Consider the following 21,122-nt stretch of genomic DNA (forward strand, 5'->3'; position numbering starts at 1 on the left):
ACCGGCCCGTCCCGGGTCCTACGCGTCCGCCGGGCGCGAGCGCGTCAGTCCCAGCAGGTCACGCGCCGGCCCCACCGGCCGGTGGCCCGTCGGCCACACCGCCCGCAGCGCACGCCGCAGGGGGACGTCCGCCACCGGGATCTCCACCAGGCGCCGCCCTGCCAGCTCCTCGCCGATCGCGAGTTCGCTGATGACCGAGGGGCCCGCCCCGCTGACCACCGCGGCCTTCGCCGCCGTCGTCGAGGCCAGTTCCAGCAGCGGCTCGGCCGCCGCGAGCCCGCCGTGCGCGGCCAGCGCCGCGTCCAGGACCTGGCGCGTCCCCGACCCCCGCTCCCGCAGGATCAGGGGCGTCGCCGCCAGCTCTCCCGCGCTCAGCGGCGCCCGGCGGCGCGCCCAGGGGTGCTGCGGGGCGGTGACCACGACGAGCCGGTCGTGGCCGATCACCGTGCCGTCCAGGCCGGGCGGCACGTCCAGCCCCTCGACGAACCCGAGGTCCGCCTCCCCGGCGAGCAGCCGCGCGGCGACGGCGGTGGAGTTGCCGGCGAGCAGCGAGACGGCCGTGTCCGGCCGCTGCGTGCGCAGCGCGACCAGCCATCCCGGCAGCAGGTACTCGGCGATGGTCATGCTGGCGGCGACCCGCAGGCGCGCGTCGCGCCGCCCCCGCAGCGCCTGCGCGCCCGCGTCGAAGGCCTCGGCCGCCTCCACGATCCGCCGCGCCCAGTCCGTGACGAGCACGCCGGCGTCCGTCAGCCGCGAACCGCGCGGCGAGCGCTCCACCAGCGCGACCCCGAGCTGACGCTCCATGCCGCGCAGCCGGCCGCTCGCGGCGGGCTGGGTGATCCCCAGCTCCTTCGCCGCCCGCCCCAGGCTGCCCAGCCGGGCCACGGCGAGCAGCAGCTCGAGCGCCCCGAGGTCGGGCACCCGGTGCGCCAGCGGCACCCGGAACGGCTCCTGAGTCATCAGTCCAGCTTATGTCCTCATAGCCACATCGTCCCTGGTGAGGGCCTCGCCCCGGGGAGAGGGTGGAACCATGAGCACGCACAGCCACCCCACACCCCTGCGCCACCTCGGCCCCAACTGGTACGCCACCGTCATGGGCACCGCCATCGTCGCGTCCGCCGGGGCCGCCCTGCCCGTCCACGCGCCGGGCCTGCGCGGGGCGTACGAGGCGGTGTGGGCGCTGGCCGTGCTGCTCCTGCTCACCCTCCTCGCCGCCCGCGCCGCCCACTGGGGCCGCCACCCCGACCAGGCCCGGCGGCACCTCGGCGACCCGGCCGTCGCGCCCTTCTACGGCTGCCTGGCGATGGCCGTGCTCGCCGTCGGCGGGTCCACGCTCTCCGTGGGTTCCGGGGTCGTCGGCGAGCGCGCGGCCGTGGCCGCCGACGCCGTGCTGTGGGTGGCCGGCACCGGCATCGGGCTCGCCGCGGCGGCGGCCATCCCGTATCTGATGGTCACCCGCCACCGGATAGCGCCGGGCGACGCCTCCCCCGTATGGCTGCTGCCCGTCGTCGCGCCGATGGTCTCCGCCGCGCTCGGCCCCGCGCTCGTGCCGCACCTGCCGGCCGGGCAGTGGCGGGAGGCGATGCTCCTGGGGTGCTACGCGCTGTTCGGCGCGAGCCTGCTGGCGACGCTCGTCATCCTGCCCGCCGTCGTCGCGCGCCTGATCCACCACGGGCCGCTGCCGCTCGCGCTGACCCCCACGCTCTTCCTCGTCCTCGGCCCGCTGGGCCAGTCCACGACGGCCGTGGGCAACCTCGCCGACGTCGCACCGGGAGCGGTCGCGGCCCCCTACGCCGACGCCCTGGCCGGCTTCGCGGTCCTCTACGGCGTGCCCGTCATGGGCTTCGCCCTGCTGTGGCTGGTCCTGGCGGCGGCCATGACCCTCCGTGCCGTCCGCGGCGGCATGGGCTTCGCGATGACCTGGTGGGCCTTCACCTTCCCCGTCGGCACCTGCGTCACGGGCGCCGCCGGCCTCGCCCGGCACACCGGGCTGACCGCCCTGACCTGGGTGGCGGTCGGGCTGTACGCCCTGCTGGTGACGGCGTGGGCCCTCGCGGCGGCCCGCACGGCGGCCGGGCTGGTCAGCGGCCGGCTGCTCGCAGCGCCGCGCCCAGCACCGCCGGCGCCCGCACGAGCGATGGCCCGTACCACGTGAGATGACGCCCGCTGACGAGCGCGGACGGCAGGCCGGGGAAGGACTCCGGCCCGTCGTCCGCGCCGAAGCGGTAGGGCTCGTCGGGCAGCACGACCAGCTCGGCGCCGCAGGAGTTGAGCTCCTCGAGCGGGATGCGCGGGTAGCGCTCGCCGTGCCCGGCGTGGACGTTGGCCACCCCGAGGCGGGCGAGGACGTCGCCGGCGAAGGTGTCCCGGCCCAGCACCATCCAGGGCCTGCGCCACACGGGCACGACGGCCCGCGTCAGGGGCCCCTCCGCCCGTACGTCGCGCCACGCGTCGCGCGCGTCGTCGAGCCAGCCGGGACGGGCCAGCCGGCAGCCGCGCACCAGGACGCGCTCCAGCTCGGCGAACGCCTGCTCGAGCGTGCGGACTTCGGTGACCAGGACGTTCAGCCCGGCCGCCCGCAGGGCGCCGAGGTCGGGGGCGCGGTTCTCCTCCTCGTTGGCGACGACGAGGTCGGGGGCCAGGGCCACGATCCGTGCCACGTCGGGGTTCTTGGTGCCCCTGACGCGGACGACGTCGAGGTCCGCGGGGTGTTCGCACCAGTCGGTGGCCCCGACCAGCAGCTCCGGCGCCGTGGCGGCCACGGCCTCGGTCAGCGAGGGGACCAGGGAGACGACGCGGCGTACGGCGGGGCGAACCCTGGACGCGGGAGACGTCGGGGTCGTGGGGGTCACCGCCCCACCGTACGCCTGTTCGTCAGTTGCCGGCAGGCGCCATCCTGTCGGCGTAGCCCGGGTGGGCGTCGAGCCAGCGGCGGGCGGACTCCTTCTCCTTGCCCTTGCCGCCGCTCTGGATCTCCGCCTCGAGCGAGGAGAGGTCCTTCTCGGTCATACGGAAGCTCTTCATCCACTCCGCGACGCGCGGGAAGTCCTGGGCGAAGTCCTTCTTGCCCACCGCGTGGATCTCCTCGCCCTTGCCCCAGGCGCCCTTGGGGTCCTTGAGCTTCTTCAGGTCGTGGGTGCCGTACGCCCAGTGCGGCGACCAGAGCGTGGTGACGATGGGTTCCTTCTTCTTGATGGCCCGGTCGAGGTCGGCGAGCATCGCGGAGGTGGAGGACGAGACGACCTTGTACTCGCCGTCCAGGCCGTACTCCTTGAGCACCGTGTCGTTGAGCCGGGCCATCATGCCGGCACTGGCCTCGATACCGGTGATCTTTCCGCCGAACAGCGCGCCCTTGCCCTTGAGGTCCGCCAGGGAGTCGACGCCCTTGACGTAGGAGGGCACGGACAGCTCCAGCGAGGTGGGGCCGTACCAGGAGCCGAGGTCGGCGAGCTTGTCGCCGTAGCGGTCCATGTACTGCTTGTGGGTCGTGGGCAGCCAGGCGTCGAACTGCAGGTCCATCTGGCCCTGCGCGAGGGCGGTGTAGAGCGGTCCCGGGTCGAGCTGCTGGACGGTCGGCTTGTAGCCGCGGTCCTCGAGGACGTTCTGCCAGAGGTAGGTGGAGGCGACCGCCTCGTCCCAGGGGAAGTACCCGAGCTTGATGCTCTTGCCCTGGCCGACGTTCTGGCCGGCGGCCATGCTCTGCCGGCCGTCGTCGCCGCCGACCAGGCGCAGGCCGCCGCCGATGAGTGCGAGGACGACGATGCCGACGGTGGCCACCGCCGTGCCGGGACGGTAGCGCAGGAACGCGGGGGTGGCCCGGCGCGCCGAGGCGGCGGCCTTGGCCGAGGCCCGGCGGCCGAGCGGGGAGACCCGCCGGCCGAGCGCGCCGGTGATGCGGTCGAGGTACATGGCGAGGACGACGACCGCGAGGCCGCTCTCGACGCCGCCGCCGATGTCGACCTTGGTGACGGCGGAGTACACGGCCTCGCCGAGACCGCCGGCGCCGGCCATGCCGGCGATGACGACCATGGACAGCGCCAGCATGATCACCTGGTTGACGCCCGCCATGATGGTGGGCAGGGCCAGCGGGAGCTGGACGCGCACGAGGGTGTCGCGCGGGGTGGTGCCGAAGGCCCGGGCGGCCTCGACGAGTTCGCCGTCGACCTGGCGGATGCCGAGCTCGGTCATCCGTACGCCCGGGGGCATCGAGAAGACGATGGTGGCGATCAGGCCGGGGATGGGCCCGATGGAGAAGAACATCACGCCCGGGATCAGGTAGACGAAGGCGGGCATCGTCTGCATGACGTCCAGTACGGGCCGCAGCACCCCGCTCACCCGGCGGGAGCGTGCCGCCCAGATGCCGAGGGGGACGGCCACGAGCAGGGTGATGAGGCTGGCGACGAGGACGAGCGAGAGCGTCGCCGTCGCCTCGTCCCACAGCCCGAAGGAGTCGATCAGCGCGAGCCCGGCGAAGGCGAGCACGCCGGCGGCCAGCCCGCGCAGCCACCAGGCGAGGACGGCGAGGATGCCGGCGACGATCAGCGCGTCGGGCGCGCCGATGACGGCGTCGACGCCCTCGTACAGGCCGGTCAGCACGGTGTTGACGGCGTCGAAGAGCCAGGCGAGGTGCGTCTGCAGCCAGCCGACGGAGCTCTCCGCCCAGCCGCCGAGGTCGATGCTAGGCACGGGCGGTCACCTCCTCGGTGGTGGTGCGGGGTTGTTCGCCCAGCGCGGCCAGCAGACCCTCGCGGGTGACGACGCCGGCCGGCTCACCGTCCTCGCCGGTGACGGCGACGGGGGAGCCGCTGCGGGAGAGGGGCGCGAAGAGCTCGGCCACGGGCGTGTCGGCGTCGACGCTGGTGGCGGTGGCCGGGACGGCGGCGGACGACTCGTCCATGATCGAACCGGCGGTGAGCACGCGGGAGCGGTCGACGTCCTGGATGAAGGAGGCGACGTAGTCGTCGGCGGGCCGCACGAGGATGTCCTCGGCGGTGCCGTTCTGCACGATCCGGCCGTCGCGCATGACGGCGATGCGGTCGCCCAGGCGCATGGCCTCGTTGAGGTCGTGGGTGATGAAGACGATGGTCTTCTTCAGCCGCTTCTGCAGGTCCAGCAGCTGGTCCTGCATGTCGCGCCGGATCAGCGGGTCCAGCGCGCTGAAGGACTCGTCCATCAGCAGCAGGTCGGCGTCGGTGGCCAGCGCGCGGGCGAGGCCGACGCGCTGCTGCATGCCGCCGGAGAGCTCGTCCGGCCAGGAGGTCTCCCAGCCGGCCAGGCCGGCCAGCTCCAGGGCCTCGGCCGCGCGCTCCTCGCGCTCGCGGCGCGGGACGCCGCGGACCTCGAGCCCGTAGGCGGCGTTCTCCAGCACGCTGCGGTGCGGGAAGAGGGCGAAGTGCTGGAAGACCATGCTGATGTTGCTCGAGCGCACCTCGCGCAGCTCGCGCGGGGACAGCGCGGTCAGATCGCGGCCGTCGTAGAGGACGCTGCCGGAGGTCGGCTCCAGCAGTCCGTTGAGCATGCGCAGCAGCGTGGACTTTCCGGAACCGGAGAGCCCCATCACCACGAAGATCTGGCCGGCCTCGACCTCGAACGACGCGTCGATCACCGCCGCGGTGGTGCCGTCGGCGCGCAGCTCGTCGCGGCTCGCGCCGTCCTCGAGCCGTCGGACGGCGGCTTCGGGTCGTCTGCCGAACACCTTGTACAGGTGCTCGGCCTTCAGCCTGGACACATAGACCTCTCGGGTTGAACTCGTTCCGGCCCGCCTCCCCCCAACCGGGCCGGGCCACTCCGGGCTCGCGCCTGCCCCGGGCCATTAAGGGCAAACCGAACAGTGATCCGCTTCACATCCCGGTGGGGCGCTGTCGGTGGTGTGCGGCATGATCGAGCCGTGACCCGACGCCTGATGCTCCTCGACACCGCCTCCCTGTACTTCCGCGCCTATTACGGGGTGCCGGACTCGGTGAAGGCCCCCGACGGCACGCCCGTGAACGCGGTGCGCGGCCTGCTGGACTTCATCGCCCGCCTGGTCCAGGACCACCACCCCGACGACCTGGTGGCCTGCATGGACTTCGACTGGCGGCCGCACTGGCGGGTCGAGCTGATCCCCTCGTACAAGGCGCACCGGGTGGCGGAGGAGACGGCGTCCGGCCCCGACGAGGAGGAGGTGCCGGACACCCTCTCCCCGCAGGTGCCGGTGATCGAGGCCGTGCTGGACGCGATCGGCATCGCGCGCGTGGGGGCGACGGGGTACGAGGCCGACGACGTGATCGGCACGCTGGCCGGGCGGGCGGCGGGCCCGGTGGACATCGTCACCGGCGACCGCGACCTCTACCAGCTCGTCGACGACCGGCGCGGGATCCGGGTGCTGTACCCGGTCAAGGGTGTGGGCACGCTGAACATCGTGGACGAGGCGGTCCTGCGGGAGAAGTACGGGGTGGACGGCCCGGGCTACGCCGACCTGGCGCTGCTGCGCGGCGACCCCAGCGACGGGCTGCCGGGCGTGCCCGGGGTCGGGGAGAAGACGGCCGCGAAGCTGCTGGCCTCCTTCGGCGACCTGGCCGGGATCATGGCGGCGGTCGACGACCCGGCGGCGAAGGTCACCCCGGCGCAGCGCAGGCGGCTGGACGAGGCCCGTCCCTATCTGGCGGTGGCGCCGAAGGTGGTGCGGGTCGCCTCGGACGTGCCGCTGGCGCCCTTCGACGCGGCGCTGCCGGTCGCGCCCCGCGATCCGGCCGGCCTCGAGGAGCTCTCGGCGCGCTGGGGGCTGGGCGGTTCCCTGCAGCGGCTGCTCTCCTCTCTTTCCGGCTGAGATGTTAGGTTAGGCAGGCCTAACTTATCGCGATCAGGGGATCAGGGGAGAACGCCATGGCAGACCGTCCCGTCCGTAAGAAGCCGCAGCTCACGCAGGCGCACGTGATCCGCACCGAGCGGATCGCGCCGCACATGGTGCGGGTGGTCCTCGGCGGCGAGGCCCTCGCGGACTTCGGCGCCGGCGCGTGCACCGACCACTACGTCAAGCTGCTCTTCCCGGTGCCGGGCGTGGCCTACCCCGAGCCCTTCGACATGGAGGTCATCCGCCGCGACCTGCCGCGCGACCAGTGGCCGCGCACGCGCACGTACACCGTGCGCTCCTTCGACCGCGCGGCCCGCGAGCTGGTGATCGACTTCGTCGTCCACGGCGACGAGGGCCTGGCCGGCCCCTGGGCCGCGACGGCGCGGCCGGGTGACGAGATCCGCATGCTGGGCCCCGGCGGCGCGTACGCCCCGGACCCGGCCGCCGGCTGGCACCTGCTGGCGGGCGACGAGAGCGCGCTGCCCGCGATCGCCGCGTCCCTCGAGGCGATGCCGGAGGGCGCGGTCGTGCGGGCCTTCGTCGAGATCGCCGACGAGAGCGAGGAGCAGAAGCTGGAGCTGCCCGCCGGCGTGGAGGTCACCTGGCTGCACCGCGGCGGCTCCCCGGTGGGCGAGGCCCTGGTCGCGGCCGTGCGCTCGCTGGACTTCCCGGCCGGGGACGTACAGGCCTTCGTGCACGGCGAGGCCGGGTTCGTGAAGGAGCTGCGGCGCCACCTGCGGATGGAGCGCGAGGTGCCGCGCGAGCGGCTGTCCATCTCGGGCTACTGGCGGCGCGGCCACGACGAGGACGGCTGGCAGGCCTCCAAGCGCGAGTGGAACCAGCAGGTGGAGGTGGAGCAGGAGGGCGGTACCGCGACCGCCGCCGGCTGAGACCCGAGGCGACCTGACGGACCGTCCGCCACGGCCGTTCTCGTATTCTCGCCGCATGAACCCTGCCCGGACCTCGCTGGCGGCCCTGGCCGCTGCGGCCCTCGTCCTCACGGCCGCCCCCGGCGCCGCCGCGGACCCCTCCCTGTCCGACTCCGAGAGCTCGATATCGAGCGGTGCCCCCACCCAGCGCGGCCGCGAGGTGGTCTTCACCGTGACCACCGGGCAGACCACGCTCGACGAGCACGACGGCTATCTGACCGTCGAGTCGCCGGCGTTCGCCAAGAAGCTCACGCTGCGGGCGAAACGTTTCCAGGAGGGCAAGAACGGCGAGCTCTACACCAAGGTGGCGGGCATGGTGCTGTGCGACATCGAGCCCGGCACCTACCCCGTGGAGCTCAGGGACGGCGGCGAGGACGAACCGGCGGACTCCGTCGAGCTGACGGTCGTCTCCGCGATGGACCCGGGCAACCGCGAGTTCTGCGCCGGCCCCGCCGACTACGACTCCGCCGTCGATCGGACCAGCGAGACGGCGCCGGACGAGGACGAGGAGGAGGGCGTCACCCTCGGCGAGCTCGCCGCCGTCATCGCCGGCACGGCGGCCCTGGCCGCCGCCCTCGCGGCGACGGCCACCTATCTCCTCACCCGGCGGCGCCGCGGCAAGGGGCCGGAGGGGCCGGACACGCCGGCGTGACCGCCGGACGGGTACGGCACCCGGCCCCACCCGCCCGGGTGGACCGCGCCCAAAGCCCGGACGCCGGGGCGCCGGGCCGGGAACGATGCCGGGCATGCCGGCCGACCCTCACCCCGCGCCCCGTGCCCCTCTCGTGCGGTGCAACCGCTGCCACCACCCCCTGTGGTGGGACCTGACGCCGGGGCAGCCCCGTGCTGGTACTGCTCGCCGTGCGGGCACCCGGCGGAGCGCAGGATCAACGCCGCCGCCGTCCCGCCCCCGTGCCCCCGGGGGTGTTCCTCCCCGGTCACCGAGATCCGGGACGGGGTGCGGCGGCACATCTGCCACTGACCGCCGCGGGCGTCACCGGCGCGAGGCCGCCGCCCGCACCAGCGCCTGGGCCAGGCACAGGTCGTCCCGGGCCTCGGGGTGCCACTGGACGCCCAGGGCGAAGCGCTCGCCCGGGTACTCGAGGGCCTCCACCGTGCCGTCCTCCGCGTGGGCGGTGGCCGTCAGCCCGTCGCCCAGCCGGGCCACCGCCTGGTGGTGGTGGGTGGCCACGTCGAGGGCGTCGGGCAGCAGGCGGGCGGTCAGCGTGCCCGGGACCGGCTTGACGAGGTGGCCGGTGAAGACGCCCGCCCGGGGGTTGTGGGCGTCGTGGCCCACCTCGTCCGGGAGGTGCTGCAGCAGCGTGCCGCCCGCGTGGACGTTCATCAGCTGCATGCCCCGGCAGACGCCCAGCACCGGAACGCCCTGGTCCAGCGCGGCGGCCAGCAGGGCCAGCTCCCAGCGGTCGCGTTCGGGCACGGCCGCGCCGGCGCGCGGGTGGGGCTCCTCGCCGTACAGGGCCGGGTCCAGGTCCTCGCCGCCGGCGAGCACCAGGCCGTCCAGCCGGCCGATCACGGAGGCGGCGGCCGCCGGGTCGTCCGGCGGCAGCATCACCGCCAGGCCGCCGGAGCGCTGGACGTACTCGGGGTAGGCGGCCGGTAGCAGGGCCGCGGGCAGGTCCCACGCCACCCCCCAGCGGGCCCGGGTGAGGTAGGTGGTGACGCCGATCAGGGGTGCCCCGTCGGGCCGTGACCGGGGCGGCTGTGACTGAGCGTTCAATTCCATGCTCCTTTCCTGCCTGTCGCGCCCGCGCGTCAATCGCGGGCCAGTTCCGCTTCCGCCCGGGCCAGCGCCGCGAACTCCTCCTCGGGCGCGCTCGCCACCAGGCGGTGCCGGCTGTAGAGGGCGAAGTACGCCGCGGCGACGGCGTACACGCCCAGCGCGATCAGCGCCGCCGTCACGTCCACCAGGAACGTGGCCACCAGCGCCGAGCAGGCCAGCAGGAACGCCACCGTCGAGGTCACGGTCCCGCCCGGCGTGCGGTAAGGCCGGGCCAGGCCCGGCTCGCGGCGGCGCAGCACGATGTGGGAGAGCGACATCAGCGCGTACGAGATGGTTGCGCCGAACACGGCGACGTTGAGCATCCGCGCCCCGTCGCCGCTGGCGGCGGCCAGGGCGAAGCCGAGCGTGCCCGGCACCAGCAGGCCGAGCCAGGGGGCCTTGCGCCGGCTGGTGAGGGAGAGGAAGCGGGGGAGGTAGCCGGCCCGGGAGAGGGCGAAGAGCTGGCGGGAGCCGGCGTAGATGAGGGAGAAGAAGGAGGCCACCAGGCCCGCCAGCCCCGCGTAGTTGACGATCCGGCCGAGGGTGGTGGGGTGGCCGTCCGGCTGCAGCGCGGCGACCAGCGGATTGCCCGCGTCCTTCATGGCGTCGGCCCCGCCCGCCCCGGTGGAGGCGAGGAAGGTCACCAGGGCCAGGACCAGCAGGATGCCCATCGAGGTGGCCATGGCCCTGGGCAGCGTACGCGCCGGGTCGCGGGTCTCCTCGGCGGCCAGCGGCACGCCCTCGACGCCGAGGAAGAACCACATGCCGAAGGGGAACGCCGCCCAGATGCCCAGCAGCCCGAACGGCAGCCAGGACGAGGACCCGAAGGCGTGCGGGTCGGCGGGGATGTCGTGGAGGCGGGCGGCGTCGAAGTCGGTGAAGGCCCCGACGGCGAAGACGATCAGGGCGGCCACCGCCACGCCCGTGACGACGAAGCTGAACCGCAGCGCCTCGCCGACGCCCCACAGGTGGATGCCGATGAAGAGCACGAAGCAGGCGAGGTAGACCGGCCAGGAGGAGGTGAGGCCGAACAGGTGGAGGGATTCGACGTAGTCGCCGATGAAGAGGGAGATGGCGGCGGGGGCCAGGACGTATTCGATGAGGATGGCGGTCCCGGTCAGGAAGCCGCCCCAGGGGCCGAGGGCCCGGCGCGCGAAGCCGTAACCGCCGCCCGCCGTGGGGAGGATGGCGGCGAGCTCGGCCAGGGCGAAGACCATACAGGTGTACATCAGGCCCATCAGGGCTGCGGCGACGGCGAGCCCGCCGAAACCGCCCTGGGCCAGGCCGAAGTTCCAGCCGGAGAAGTCGCCGGAGACGACGTAGGCGACGCCCAGGCCGGTGAGCAGGAGGGGACCGGCGCTGCCGCGGCGCAGGGTGCGCCGGTCGAGGTAGCCGGTGGATCCGGGGAGCCGCCGGGCGGGGCGGCGGGGGCGGTGCGCTGGGGAGTCCGTGCGATCGGCCATGAGCCGCTCCTGCCTGGAAATGCCGGGGGGCAAAGGTTTTGCGCCATACCTTTGCCCCGGCGGCGGCCGCAATGCAACCCCTGTGCGTTAAACCCGGGTTACTTCCCCCCTCCCGCGCCGGTTACGCCGGGAATCCGCACCGGTCACGCCGGGAACCCGTGCCGGTCACGCCAGGAAACCGCGCAGCAGCGCCGCCGTCCCGCAGCAGTGCTCGCGCATCACCTCGCGCGCCCCGTCCGCGTCCCGGTCCAGCACCGCCTCCACCAGCGCGGTGTGCTGCCGCTGCGAGTGCTCGAGATTGCGTACGAGCAGCGGGATGCCGTCCAGCAGGTCGTTGACGGTGGCGCGGACGGCGGCGTACTGCGCGGCCAGCGTCACCGACCCGGACAGCTCGGCCAGCGTCAGGTGCAGCAGGGTGTCCAGGCGGCGGTAGTCGGCCAGCGGCGCGTCGTGGGTGGCGGCCAGCGCGGCGCGCAGCCGCCGCGTCTGCTCGCCGGTCAGCCCGTGGGTCGCACACAGTCCGGCCGCGCCCACCTCCAGTACCTCGCGGAAGCGCAGGGTGTCCTCGACGTCCACCGCCGCGACCCGGCGCCGCACCTCCTCCTCGCTCGCCGAGCGCGTCCTGGCCAGGACGAACGTCCCGCCGTAGCGGCCACGCCGGCTCTCCACCAGCCCCTGGTCCTGCAGCACCTTCAGCACCTCGCGCAGCGTCACCCGGCTGATGTGCAGACGCTCGGCCAGTTCGCGTTCGGCGGGCAGCCGTTCGCCCTGGGGCACCAGTCCCAGCCGCACGATCTGCAGGATCTGCTCCAGCGCCTCCTCGAAGCCGTTGCCGGCCCGGACCGGCCGCAGTACCGGCGCCAGTCGGTCGTCCATCTCGTGCCCAGTCATCGTTCCCCCCTTCCCAATCAATGGTCTACGGCCCTACCTTAAGACCTCCGGCCGCACCGACAGGAGGCCCACCGTGGCAGACCGCATGCCCCCGCTCACGGTCGACGAGCTGCGCCGGCTCGTGGACACCGGGGAGATCGACACCGTCGTCCTCGCCTTCACGGACATGCAAGGACGACTCCAGGGAAAGCGGTTCGCCGCCCGGTTCTTCCTCGACGACGTCCTCGAACACGGCACCGAGGGCTGCAACTACCTTCTCGCGGTGGACGTCGACCTCAACACCGTCGACGGCTACGCGATGTCGTCCTGGGAACGCGGCTACGGCGACTTCGCCATGCGCGGCGACCTCTCCACCCTGCGCCGCACGCCCTGGAACCCCGGCACCGCCCTGATGACCGCCGACCTGGCCTGGCACGACGGCACCCCCGTCGTCGCCTCCCCGCGCCAGATCCTGCGCCGCCAGCTGGACCGGCTCGCCGAGCACGGCTGGAGCGCCTACGCGGGCACCGAGCTGGAGTTCATCGTCTTCAAGGACACCTACGAAGCCGCCTGGAACCGCGGCTACCGCGAGCTGACCCCCGCCAACCAGTACAACAGCGACTACTCCGTCCTCGGTACCGGCCGCGTCGAACCCCTGCTGCGCCGCATCCGTAACGAGATGGGCGCCGCCGGCATGACGGTGGAGTCCGCCAAGGGCGAGTGCAACCTCGGCCAGCACGAGATCGCCTTCCGCTACGACGAGGCGCTGACCACCTGCGACCAGCACGTCGTCTACAAGACCGGCGCCAAGGAGATCGCCGCCCAGGAGGGCATGGCGCTCACCTTCATGGCCAAGTACAACGAGCGCGAGGGCAACTCCTGCCACATCCACCTCTCGCTGCGCGACGAGGCAGGGCGGCCCGTGCTCGCCGACGACTCCGGCCCGTACGGCATGTCCCCGCTGATGCGGCACTTCCTCGCCGGACAGCTCGCCGCGCTGCGCGACTTCACCCTCCTCTACGCCCCCAACATCAACTCCTACAAGCGCTTCCGGCCCGGCTCCTTCGCCCCCACCGCCGTCGCCTGGGGCCCCGACAACCGCACCTGCTCCCTGCGGGTCATCGGCCACGGCCACTCCCACCGCTTCGAGAACCGGCTGCCCGGCGGCGACGTCAACCCCTACCTCGCCGTCGCCGGCATGGTCGCCGCCGGACTCTACGGCGTCGAGCACCGGCTCGAGCTGCCCGAGGCCTGCACCGGCAACGCCTACACGGGCGACGCGGCACACGTCCCCGCCACCCTGCGCGAGGCCGCCCAGCTGTGGGAGAACAGCCCGATAGCCCGCGAGGCCTTCGGCGACGACGTCGTCGAGCACTACCTGAACATGGCGCGTGTCGAGCAGGAGGCGTACGACACCGCCGTCACGGACTGGGAGCGGTTCCGCTCCTTCGAGCGGATGTAAAGGACAGCCGCCTTGGACATCGTCAACCCGGCGACCGAAGAGATCGTCGCCACCGTCCCCGACACCACCCGCGAGGACGTCGACGCCGCCGTCGCCCGCGCGGCGAAGGCCCAGACGGCATGGGCGGCCCTGCCCCCCGGCGACCGCGCCCGCCATCTGCGCCGCTTCGCCGACGCCGTCGACACCCACCTCGAGGAGCTCGCCCAGCTGGAGGTCCGCGAGGCCGGCCACCCCGTCGGCAACGCCCGCTGGGAGGCGGGCAACGCCCGTGACCTGCTGGAGTACGCGGCCGGGGGAGTCGAGCGGCTCAACGGCTCCCAGATCCCCGTGCCCGGCGGCCTCGACGTCACCTTCCACGAACCGCTCGGCGTCGTCGCCGTCATCGCCCCGTGGAACTTCCCGATGCCCATCGCCGCCTGGGGCTTCGCCCCCGCGCTCGCCGCGGGCAACGCCGTGCTCCTCAAGCCCGCCGAGACCACCCCGCTGACCGCCCTGCGGCTGGCCGGCCTGGCCCTGGAGGCCGGGCTGCCCGAGGACCTCTTCCAGGTCCTGCCGGGGGCCGGCCCGGTGGCGGGCGACGCGCTCGTCGGGCACCCGGGCGTCGCCAAGGTCGTCTTCACCGGCTCCACCGCCGTCGGCAAACAGATCATGGCCAAGTGCGCGGCGGACGTGAAGCGCGTGACCCTCGAACTCGGCGGCAAGAGCCCCAACATCGTCTTCGCCGACGCCGACGTCGAGCGCGCCGCCGCGGCCGCCCCCGGCTCCTTCCTCGACAACACCGGCCAGGACTGCTGCGCCCGCAGCCGCATCCTCGTCCAGCGCCCGGTCTACGACCGCTTCATGGAGCTCCTGGAACCGGCCGTGAAGTCCTTCGTCGTCGGCGACCCCACCGACCCGGCGACCCAAATGGGCCCGCTGATCTCCGCCGCCCACCGCGAGCGCGTACGCTCCTACGTCCCCGAGTCCGCCCCCGCCGCCATCCGCGGCGAGGTCCCGGCGGGCAAGGGGTTCTGGTACCCCGCCACCGTGCTCGAGGGCCGGCCGGAGGACCGTACCGCCGTCGAGGAGATCTTCGGCCCCGTGGCCGTCGTCATCCCCTTCGAGGACGAGGCGGAGGCGGTACGGATCGCCAACGCCACCGACTACGGCCTGGCCGGCTCCGTGTGGACCCGCGACGTCTCCCGCGCCCTGCGGGTCTCCCGGGCCGTCGCCGCCGGCAACCTCTCCGTCAACTCCCACTCCAGCGTCCGCTACTGGACGCCGTTCGGCGGCTTCAAACAGTCCGGCCTCGGCCGGGAGCTCGGCCCCGGCGCGGTGTCCGCCTTCACCGAGACCAAGAACGTCTTCATCGCCATCGACCCCGTGGAGGAGTCCAAGTGACCGACCAGAGCCCCGTCTGCCGCCGCCTCGTCGGCCGCACCGCCGTCGTCACCGGAGCCGGCAGCGGCATCGGCCTGGCCACCGCCCGCCGGCTGGCCTCCGAGGGCGCGAACGTCGTCTGTGCCGACATCGACGAGAGCGCGGGCAAGGCCGCCGCGGCCGAGACCGGCGGCCTGTTCGTCAAGGTCGACGTCACCAGCCCCGAGGAGGTCGAGGCGCTCTTCAAGACCGCCCACGACACCTACGGCTCGGTCGACATCGCCTTCAACAACGCCGGCATCTCGCCGCCCGACGACGACTCCATCCTCACCACCGGCCTCGAGGCCTGGAAGCGCGTCCAGGAGGTCAACCTCACCTCCGTCTACCTCTGCTGCAAGGCCGCGCTGCCGTACATGCAGCGGCAGGGCAAGGGCTCCATCATCAACACCGCCTCCTTCGTCGCCGTGATGGGCGCCGCCACCTCCCAGATCAGCTACACCGCCTCCAAGGGCGGCGTGCTGGCGATGTCCCGCGAGCTGGGCGTGCAGTTCGCCCGCGAGGGCATCCGCGTCAACGCGCTGTGCCCGGGGCCGGTGAACACCCCGCTGCTCAAGGAGCTCTTCGCCAAGGACCCCGAGCGCGCCGCCCGCCGCCTGGTGCACGTGCCCGTCGGCCGCTTCGCCGAGCCCGAGGAGATCGCGGCCGCCGTCGCCTTCCTCGCCAGCGACGACTCCTCCTTCGTCAACGCCGCCGAGTTCCTCGTCGACGGTGGCATCGCGGGCGCGTACGTCACCCCGCTGTAGGGTCCATGATCAAGTGCCGGGACCGGCCCGCGGCGCACGCTCCGGCGCCGGTCCCGCCGCGAGCCCTGCCCTCCTCACGCACCAAAAGAGAGCACATGCGCACCAAGTCCGCCATCGTCGTCGGCCTCGCTGCCGCCGCGGCCCTCGCCGCGTCGGTCCCGGCCCTCGCCGCCCCCGCCCACGAGGCCCCCGCCGCAACTGCCCCCAGCTCGACACGAAGCTCCCGTGGGCCGGCGACAACCGCGCCAGGCTCCAGAAGATGATCGACGAGCGCGGCACCTGTTCCGGCAAGAACGGCCCGCGCCCGGTCGCCGCGTTCGACTGGGACAACACCGTCGTCAAGAACGACATCACCGACGCCACGCTCGCCTGGGCCCTCAAGCACGACAAGATCCTGCGGCCCAGGAGCTGGAAGGACACCAGCGCCTGGCTCACCGCCGCCGCCGACAAGGCCCTGACCAAGGCCTGCGGCACCGCCGTGCCCGTCGGCCGGCCGCTGCCCACCTCGAAGAACACCGCCTGCGCCGACGAGATCTTCGAGATACGCGAGAAGTCGCAGACCATGTCCGGCGAGACGGCCTTCGCCGGCGAGTGGAACCACCGGCGCACGGTGCCCGCCTACGGCTGGATCCCGCAGCTGTTCGCCGGACACACCCCCGCCGCCCTGACCTCCTTCGCCCGCCAGGCCCGCGCCGAGCAGCTCGCCGCGCCCGTCGGTGCCAAGCAGACCGTCGGCACCCACACGATCGCCGGGTACATCCGCTACTACGACCAGCAGAAGGACCTGATCCGCACGCTCAAGGCGGCCGGCTTCGACGTCTACATCGTCTCCGCTTCCTCCGAGCCGATCGCCGAGGCCTGGTCCAGCGGCGTCGGCCTGGACCGCAAGCACACCATCGGCATCCGCAGCATCACCAAGCGCGGCCTCCTCACCCCCGCCCTCAAGGGCTGCGGCGGCGTCGAGACCGGCCGCGGTGACGCCCTGCCGTACATGGACGGCAAGCGCTGCATGATCAACCAGGAGATCTTCAAGATCAAGGGTGCCAAGGCCTGGCAGCAGCAGGACTTCAAGCACCGCATCGCCCTCGGCGCGGGCGACGCCGACACCGACGTGACGTTCGTCAACGACGCCACCGGCGCGCACGTCGCCATCAACCGCAACAAGTCCGAGCTGATGTGCCGGGCCTACGACGACGTGGACGGCCGCTGGGTGGCCAACCCGATGTTCATCGACCCGATGCCGCGCAAGTCCGGCGCCTACCCCTGCTCGACGACCGGCGCCACGGCCGAGGACGGCTCGAAGGTGCCCGTCCGGCGCGCCGACGGCTCCGTCATCGCGGACCAGGTGGACAAGGCGTTCTGAGCCGAGCGCTCACAGGAACGTCCGCCCCTCGCCCCGGTAGGTGGCGACCGTGTCGACGACGCGGTCGCCATCGACGAGGTGCAGCGCGGGGAAGCGCTCGCACAGCTCGCCGGCCTTCGCGTGCCGGAACCACACCCTGTCGCCGATCAGCAGGTCGTCCGCCGCCTGGCCCAGCAGGGGCGTCTGCACCTCGCCGGCGCCCTCCCGGGGCGAGAGCCGCAGCCCCGCCGGGAGATACGGCACCGGCAGCCGGTCCGCGCCGGCCGTGCCGGAGGCGGGGTAGCCGCCGCCGAGCACGGTCACCACGCCCACTCCCGGCCGGCGCACCACGGGCAGCGCGAACAGCGCCGCCGGGCGGGCCCGGAACGCGCTGTAGTCGTCGAACAGGCGGGGCGCGTACAGGCCCGAGCCCGCCGCGACCTCCGTCACCGCCGGCTCGGCGGCGGTGTCGTGCACGCTGCCGGTGCCGCCGCCGTTGACGAACTCCAGGTCCGCCACCTCCCGCACCGCCCGCACGGCCTCGTCCCGCAGCGCCCGCAGGTGGGTGCGGGCGGCGGACTGCATCAGGCGGACCGCACGGGCGCGCAGCGGACGGCCCGCCGGGCTGTCACCCACGCCCGCCACATGGGCCTCATAGGCCATCAAACCCACCAGTCGGAAGCCCGGTCTGCGGTCGACGGCCCGGGCCAGCTCGGCCAGCCGCCCCGGATCGCCCACCGGTGACCGTAACGCCCCGATCCGTACCCGCCCGCCGAGCAGCCACAGCGAGACGTCCAACTCCAGGCACACCCGTACCTCCTCGCGCCCTTGCCGGGCGGCGTCGATCAGCGCCAGCTGGGCCGGGTCGTCCACCGTCACCGTGACCGCGCCCGCCAGCTCGGCGTCCGACGTCAGCTCGGCGAACCCCGCACGGTCGGCCGAGGGATAGGCCAGCAGGACGTCCGCCACGCCCGAGCGCGCCAGCCACAGCGACTCGGCGAGCGTATGGCTCATCACGCCCGCGAAGCCCTCCCGCGCCAGCACCCGGTCCAACAGCGCCCGGCAGCGTACCGACTTGCTCGCCACCCGCACCGGCTTGCCCCGCGCCCGCCGCACCAGATCGGCGGCGTTGGCGTCGAACGCCCGGAGGTCGACCACCGCCAGCGGAGCCTCGAGGTGGGCGGTGGCACGGTCGTAGCGCACTCGGTCCGACGGCATGGCGCGCAGCTTGCCAGAAGGCGAATCGCGCTGGATAGGGGGAGGGCGCGGGCGAATGGCACCCGCCGTGCCACGCACCGTAAAGTGGCGCGCACGCCGGGCCCTTCGGGCCGCGGCCGATGTCCGACATGGGGCGGTTCGGCGAGCCGGGCCCGCGAGGGGGAGCGCACGTGAGCACCGAAGCGGATGCCCTCGCGCCGCCTGCCGCTCCCCTGTACCCGCCGCCGCCTCCGGGGCCGCCCCCGGCCGTCGGCGCACGGCCCGCCGCCCGCAGGAGCGCGGCCGCCGCCGTATGCCTGTTCGCCGGACTGGGCCTCATAGCCGGGGCCGCCGCCGGAAGTTGGCTCACGGGCGGCCGGCCCGACCCGCCCGCCGACCGGGCGGCGTACGAGCGCGGCGCCACCGTGTGGCGCACCGTACCCGTCGACGAGCTCTTCCCCCGCAGCGTGCACGGCGACGCGGCGGGCCCCGGCGGGGCGCGGCGCGACTGGACCCGCGTCGGCGTCGCCCCCGACGGCGACTGCCGGGGCGCCTTCGACCCCCCGCTGGCCGAGGCCCTCGCCCCCGTGGGCTGCCGGCGCCTGCTGCGCGCCACCTACGCCGACGTCACCTCCTCCAGCGTGACCACGGTCGGCCTGATGGTCACGGACACCGGCACCTCCGGCATGCGGGAGCTGCGCGAGCGGTTCGCCGCCGAACGCCTCGACGAGCGGGCCGGCCTGATGCCCCGCCCGTACGCCCCCCGGGGCACCGTCGCCGAGCGGTTCGGCGACGCCCAGCGCGCCAGCTGGCGCATCAGCGTCCTGACGGACGTCCCCGCCGTCGTCTACTCCGTGACCGGCTTCGCCGACGGCCGCACCGGCACCCCGCCCCAGCCCGCCGCCCGGGCGGTCGCCCCCGGCGCGACGACCGCGCCGGCCCAGGCGGGCCTCGGTCACGACGCGACCGCCCTCGAGGAGGAAGTGGAGCGCGTATTCCGCCGGAACGCGCACAAGCCGGGCTCCGGGAGCGGCCGATGACGGTCCGGCGGCGCCGCCCGCGCGTCCTCGCCCCGCTCGCCGCCGCCCTCGCCCTCGCCCTCGCGCTGCCGGCCGCGCCGCCCGCGCACGCCGACGCCATAAGGGCACAGGAGTGGGCGCTTCAGGCGCTGCACGCCGAGGACGCGTGGCGGACGACCAAGGGCGCGGGCGTGACCGTCGCCGTGCTCGACACCGGGGTCGACGACGGGCACCCGGACCTGCGCGGCCGGGTGCTGCCGGGTAAGGACCTGATCGGGTTCGGCGCGGCGCCGGGGGAGCGCTCCTGGGCCCGGCACGGGACCGCCATGGCCGGCATCATCGCCGGCCGGGGCCACGGCCCGGACGACGCCGACGGCGTCATGGGCGTGGCACCCGAGGCCAGGATCCTGCCCGTGCGCGTGATCCTCGAGGACGCCGACCCCGCCCGCCCCAAGGCCCGCGGGGCGCGCGGCAGCGCCCTCGCCGACGGCATCCGGTGGGCCGCGGACCACGGCGCCGACGTCATCAACCTCTCCCTCGGGGACGACAGCGACACCGCGCACCCCGAGCCGCGCGAGGACGCCGCGGTGCAGTACGCGCTGAGCAAGGGCGCCGTCGTCGTCGCGTCGGCCGGCAACGGCGGCGAGAGCGGCGACCACGTCTCCTACCCCGCCGCCTACCCCGGTGTGATCGCCGTGACGGCCGTGGACCGCTACGGGGCGCGGGCCGCGTTCTCCACCCGGCGGTGGTACGCCACCGTCAGCGGGCCGGGCGTCGACGTCGTGATCGCCGACCCCGACCGGCGCTACTACGAGGGGTGGGGGACGAGCGCGGCCGCCGCGTTCGTCTCCGGCGCCGTCGCCCTGGTCCGGGCGGCCGGCCCCGGCCTGAGCGCGGCCGAGATCCGCGCGCTGCTGGTGCGCACGGCGCAGGACGCGCCGCCCGGCGGGCGCAGCGACGACCTGGGGGCCGGGCTGGTGGACGCGGCGGCGGCGGTGGCCGCCGCCGGCCGGGGCACGCTCTCCACACGCGGCGGGGCGGCGGAGGCCCCGCGCTACTTCGGCGGAGGCCCGGGCCCCGCCCGCCGGGACGGCGCCGGCGACGCGCCGCCGACGCCGGCCCTGGCCGCGGGCGGCGCGGGAGCGGTGCTGCTCGCCGTGGCGGCGGTCCTGCGCCGGCGGCGCCCGCGCCGGGCGGCCTGAGCCCGTCCGCGGCAGTGCCGGGAGCCGGTCCCCGGCCCGGACCCGGGCCGGCCTCCGGCCCCGGACGCCCCGCGAAGGCGGCCGGCACCGCCCGATAGGCTCGCCCCGTGGCCCTGAAGAACATCCCCGATCCCGGTTTCTCCGACGACGACGGCTCCGCCGACCCGGCGCTGACCGAGGCGCTCGCCTCTTGGGCGGCCGACCGGTCCGCCGAGGGGCGGGTGCTCGCGGCCCTGCCGGGAGCACGACTGCTCGTCCCCGTCGTGGCGGTGCTCGGCGAGGTGGAGACCGGGCCCGACGGGCTCCGGCGCGAGAAGACCAGCGACATGGCCGTGCCGACGCTGCAGGCGCCGGACGGGCGGCGGGCGCTGCCCGCGTTCACCTCGACGGAGTCGCTGGCCCGCTGGCGCGCGGACGCCCGGCCCGTGGCCGTACCGCTGCACCAGGCGCTGCAGGCGGCGGCGCACGAGAAGGCGGACACCATCGTGCTCGACCTGGCCGGACCGGTGACGTACCCGCTGACCGGCCCCGCGCTGCTCGCGCTGGCCGAGGGGCGCACCAGCGCCGACCCGCTGGCCGACCCGGCCGTCGCGGACGCGCTGCGCGGCGTGCTGGCGGCCGAGCCGGGCGTGCTGCGGGCGCACCTGGCCCCGGCCCCGGAGGCGGACGGCACCCTGGTGCTGACGCTGGCTCCGCAGGCGGCGGCCGGCGAGGTCGTGGGGCGGCTGGCCCGGGCGCTGGCGGCCGACGAGGTGCTGCGGGCCCGGCTCGTGAAGGGCCTGGAGGTGGCTCTGCTGCCGGCCGGGGCGACGGTGCCGGCGGGCGCGGAGGAGCTCTTCAGCCGCTGATCTCCGCTCTTCAGCC

Annotated in this window: 18 protein-coding genes and 1 pseudogene; 11 read left to right on the forward strand and 8 right to left on the reverse strand. The window is 74.5% G+C overall.

Annotated elements, in window-relative coordinates; genetic code table 11:
- Positions 1 to 18 precede the first annotated feature (18 nt).
- Positions 19 to 960 (reverse strand): LysR family transcriptional regulator, encoded by a 942-nt coding sequence (locus J1792_RS11495; RefSeq protein ID WP_086569199.1) that lies wholly within the window; start codon positions 958 to 960, stop codon positions 19 to 21.
- Positions 961 to 1,030: 70 nt separating this feature from the next.
- Here J1792_RS11495 and J1792_RS11500 point away from each other — a divergent pair, with 70 nt between their 5' ends.
- The gene (locus J1792_RS11500; protein WP_207247191.1) at positions 1,031 to 2,155 is read left to right on the forward strand and encodes a TDT family transporter; all 1,125 of its coding nucleotides are present in this window, start codon (positions 1,031 to 1,033) and stop codon (positions 2,153 to 2,155) included.
- On the opposite strand, the gene J1792_RS11505 is transcribed toward J1792_RS11500, so the two are convergent.
- Genes J1792_RS11505 through J1792_RS11515 form a run of 3 tightly spaced genes read right to left on the reverse strand, consistent with a single transcriptional unit; the run spans position 2,082 to position 5,728 of the window.
- Positions 2,082 to 2,852: a helical backbone metal receptor gene (locus tag J1792_RS11505; protein ID WP_086569202.1), complete on the reverse strand. Its 771-nt coding sequence runs from the start codon at positions 2,850 to 2,852 to the stop codon at positions 2,082 to 2,084. The two genes, J1792_RS11500 and J1792_RS11505, sit on opposite strands and share 74 nt — an antisense overlap.
- 22 nt (positions 2,853 to 2,874) lie before the next feature.
- Positions 2,875 to 4,686: an ABC transporter permease/substrate binding protein gene (locus J1792_RS11510; RefSeq protein ID WP_207247192.1), complete on the reverse strand. Its 1,812-nt coding sequence runs from the start codon at positions 4,684 to 4,686 to the stop codon at positions 2,875 to 2,877.
- Positions 4,679 to 5,728: a quaternary amine ABC transporter ATP-binding protein gene (locus tag J1792_RS11515; RefSeq protein ID WP_086569206.1), complete on the reverse strand. Its 1,050-nt coding sequence runs from the start codon at positions 5,726 to 5,728 to the stop codon at positions 4,679 to 4,681. The genes J1792_RS11510 and J1792_RS11515 overlap by 8 nt, the downstream gene beginning before the upstream one ends.
- Before the next feature lie 174 nt (positions 5,729 to 5,902).
- On the opposite strand from J1792_RS11515, the gene J1792_RS11520 reads away from it, so the two are divergent.
- Genes J1792_RS11520 through J1792_RS11530 form a run of 3 tightly spaced genes read left to right on the forward strand, consistent with a single transcriptional unit; the run spans position 5,903 to position 8,413 of the window.
- On the forward strand, positions 5,903 to 6,808 hold the full coding sequence (locus tag J1792_RS11520; RefSeq protein WP_086569217.1) for a 5'-3' exonuclease: 906 nt from the start codon (positions 5,903 to 5,905) through the stop codon (positions 6,806 to 6,808).
- A gap of 56 nt (positions 6,809 to 6,864) precedes the next feature.
- The gene (locus J1792_RS11525) at positions 6,865 to 7,722 is read left to right on the forward strand and encodes a siderophore-interacting protein (RefSeq protein ID WP_086569207.1); all 858 of its coding nucleotides are present in this window, start codon (positions 6,865 to 6,867) and stop codon (positions 7,720 to 7,722) included.
- A gap of 55 nt (positions 7,723 to 7,777) precedes the next feature.
- Positions 7,778 to 8,413, forward strand: coding sequence for a hypothetical protein (locus tag J1792_RS11530; protein WP_086569209.1), 636 nt, complete (start codon positions 7,778 to 7,780; stop codon positions 8,411 to 8,413).
- Positions 8,414 to 8,755: 342 nt separating this feature from the next.
- Here the strand turns inward: J1792_RS11530 and J1792_RS11535 are convergent, their stop codons facing one another.
- The 3 genes from J1792_RS11535 to J1792_RS11545 form a co-directional block, all read right to left on the reverse strand.
- On the reverse strand, positions 8,756 to 9,505 hold the full coding sequence (locus tag J1792_RS11535) for a gamma-glutamyl-gamma-aminobutyrate hydrolase family protein (RefSeq protein ID WP_086569211.1): 750 nt from the start codon (positions 9,503 to 9,505) through the stop codon (positions 8,756 to 8,758).
- Between the two features lie 29 nt (positions 9,506 to 9,534).
- Positions 9,535 to 11,004, reverse strand: coding sequence for an ethanolamine permease (eat, locus tag J1792_RS11540; RefSeq protein ID WP_207247193.1), 1,470 nt, complete (start codon positions 11,002 to 11,004; stop codon positions 9,535 to 9,537).
- A gap of 165 nt (positions 11,005 to 11,169) precedes the next feature.
- Positions 11,170 to 11,895, reverse strand: a complete 726-nt coding sequence (locus tag J1792_RS11545) for a FadR/GntR family transcriptional regulator (protein WP_372446098.1) — start codon at positions 11,893 to 11,895, stop codon at positions 11,170 to 11,172.
- Positions 11,896 to 11,968: 73 nt separating this feature from the next.
- Here J1792_RS11545 and J1792_RS11550 point away from each other — a divergent pair, with 73 nt between their 5' ends.
- The 4 genes and pseudogenes from J1792_RS11550 (at position 11,969) to J1792_RS11565 (ending at position 16,861) form a co-directional block, all read left to right on the forward strand.
- Positions 11,969 to 13,336 (forward strand): glutamine synthetase family protein, encoded by a 1,368-nt coding sequence (locus J1792_RS11550; RefSeq protein WP_086573614.1) that lies wholly within the window; start codon positions 11,969 to 11,971, stop codon positions 13,334 to 13,336.
- A gap of 12 nt (positions 13,337 to 13,348) precedes the next feature.
- A complete protein-coding gene (locus J1792_RS11555; RefSeq protein WP_086573613.1) occupies positions 13,349 to 14,716 on the forward strand; it encodes an aldehyde dehydrogenase family protein in 1,368 nt (455 codons plus the stop codon).
- Entirely contained in the window at positions 14,713 to 15,498 is a 786-nt protein-coding gene (locus J1792_RS11560) for a 3-oxoacyl-ACP reductase (RefSeq protein WP_086573611.1), read from the forward strand. Before J1792_RS11555 ends, J1792_RS11560 begins: the two co-directional genes overlap by 4 nt.
- Before the next feature lie 95 nt (positions 15,499 to 15,593).
- Positions 15,594 to 16,861 (forward strand): annotated as a pseudogene (locus J1792_RS11565) (HAD family hydrolase).
- A 9-nt stretch (positions 16,862 to 16,870) separates the two neighbouring features.
- Here J1792_RS11565 and J1792_RS11570 read toward each other — a convergent pair.
- Positions 16,871 to 18,058: an alanine racemase gene (locus tag J1792_RS11570; RefSeq protein WP_372446099.1), complete on the reverse strand. Its 1,188-nt coding sequence runs from the start codon at positions 18,056 to 18,058 to the stop codon at positions 16,871 to 16,873.
- 170 nt (positions 18,059 to 18,228) lie between these two features.
- Here J1792_RS11570 and J1792_RS11575 point away from each other — a divergent pair, with 170 nt between their 5' ends.
- The 3 genes from J1792_RS11575 (at position 18,229) to J1792_RS11585 (ending at position 21,106) form a co-directional block, all read left to right on the forward strand.
- On the forward strand, positions 18,229 to 19,077 hold the full coding sequence (locus J1792_RS11575) for a hypothetical protein (RefSeq protein WP_086568982.1): 849 nt from the start codon (positions 18,229 to 18,231) through the stop codon (positions 19,075 to 19,077).
- Positions 19,074 to 20,258 (forward strand): type VII secretion-associated serine protease mycosin, encoded by a 1,185-nt coding sequence (mycP, locus tag J1792_RS11580; protein ID WP_086568980.1) that lies wholly within the window; start codon positions 19,074 to 19,076, stop codon positions 20,256 to 20,258. The genes J1792_RS11575 and mycP overlap by 4 nt, the downstream gene beginning before the upstream one ends.
- Before the next feature lie 107 nt (positions 20,259 to 20,365).
- The gene (locus J1792_RS11585; RefSeq protein WP_207247194.1) at positions 20,366 to 21,106 is read left to right on the forward strand and encodes an SseB family protein; all 741 of its coding nucleotides are present in this window, start codon (positions 20,366 to 20,368) and stop codon (positions 21,104 to 21,106) included.
- Positions 21,107 to 21,122: the final 16 nt, after the last annotated feature.

Source organism: Streptomyces triculaminicus (genome assembly GCF_017349075.1).
Taxonomy (GTDB): domain Bacteria; phylum Actinomycetota; class Actinomycetes; order Streptomycetales; family Streptomycetaceae; genus Streptomyces; species Streptomyces triculaminicus.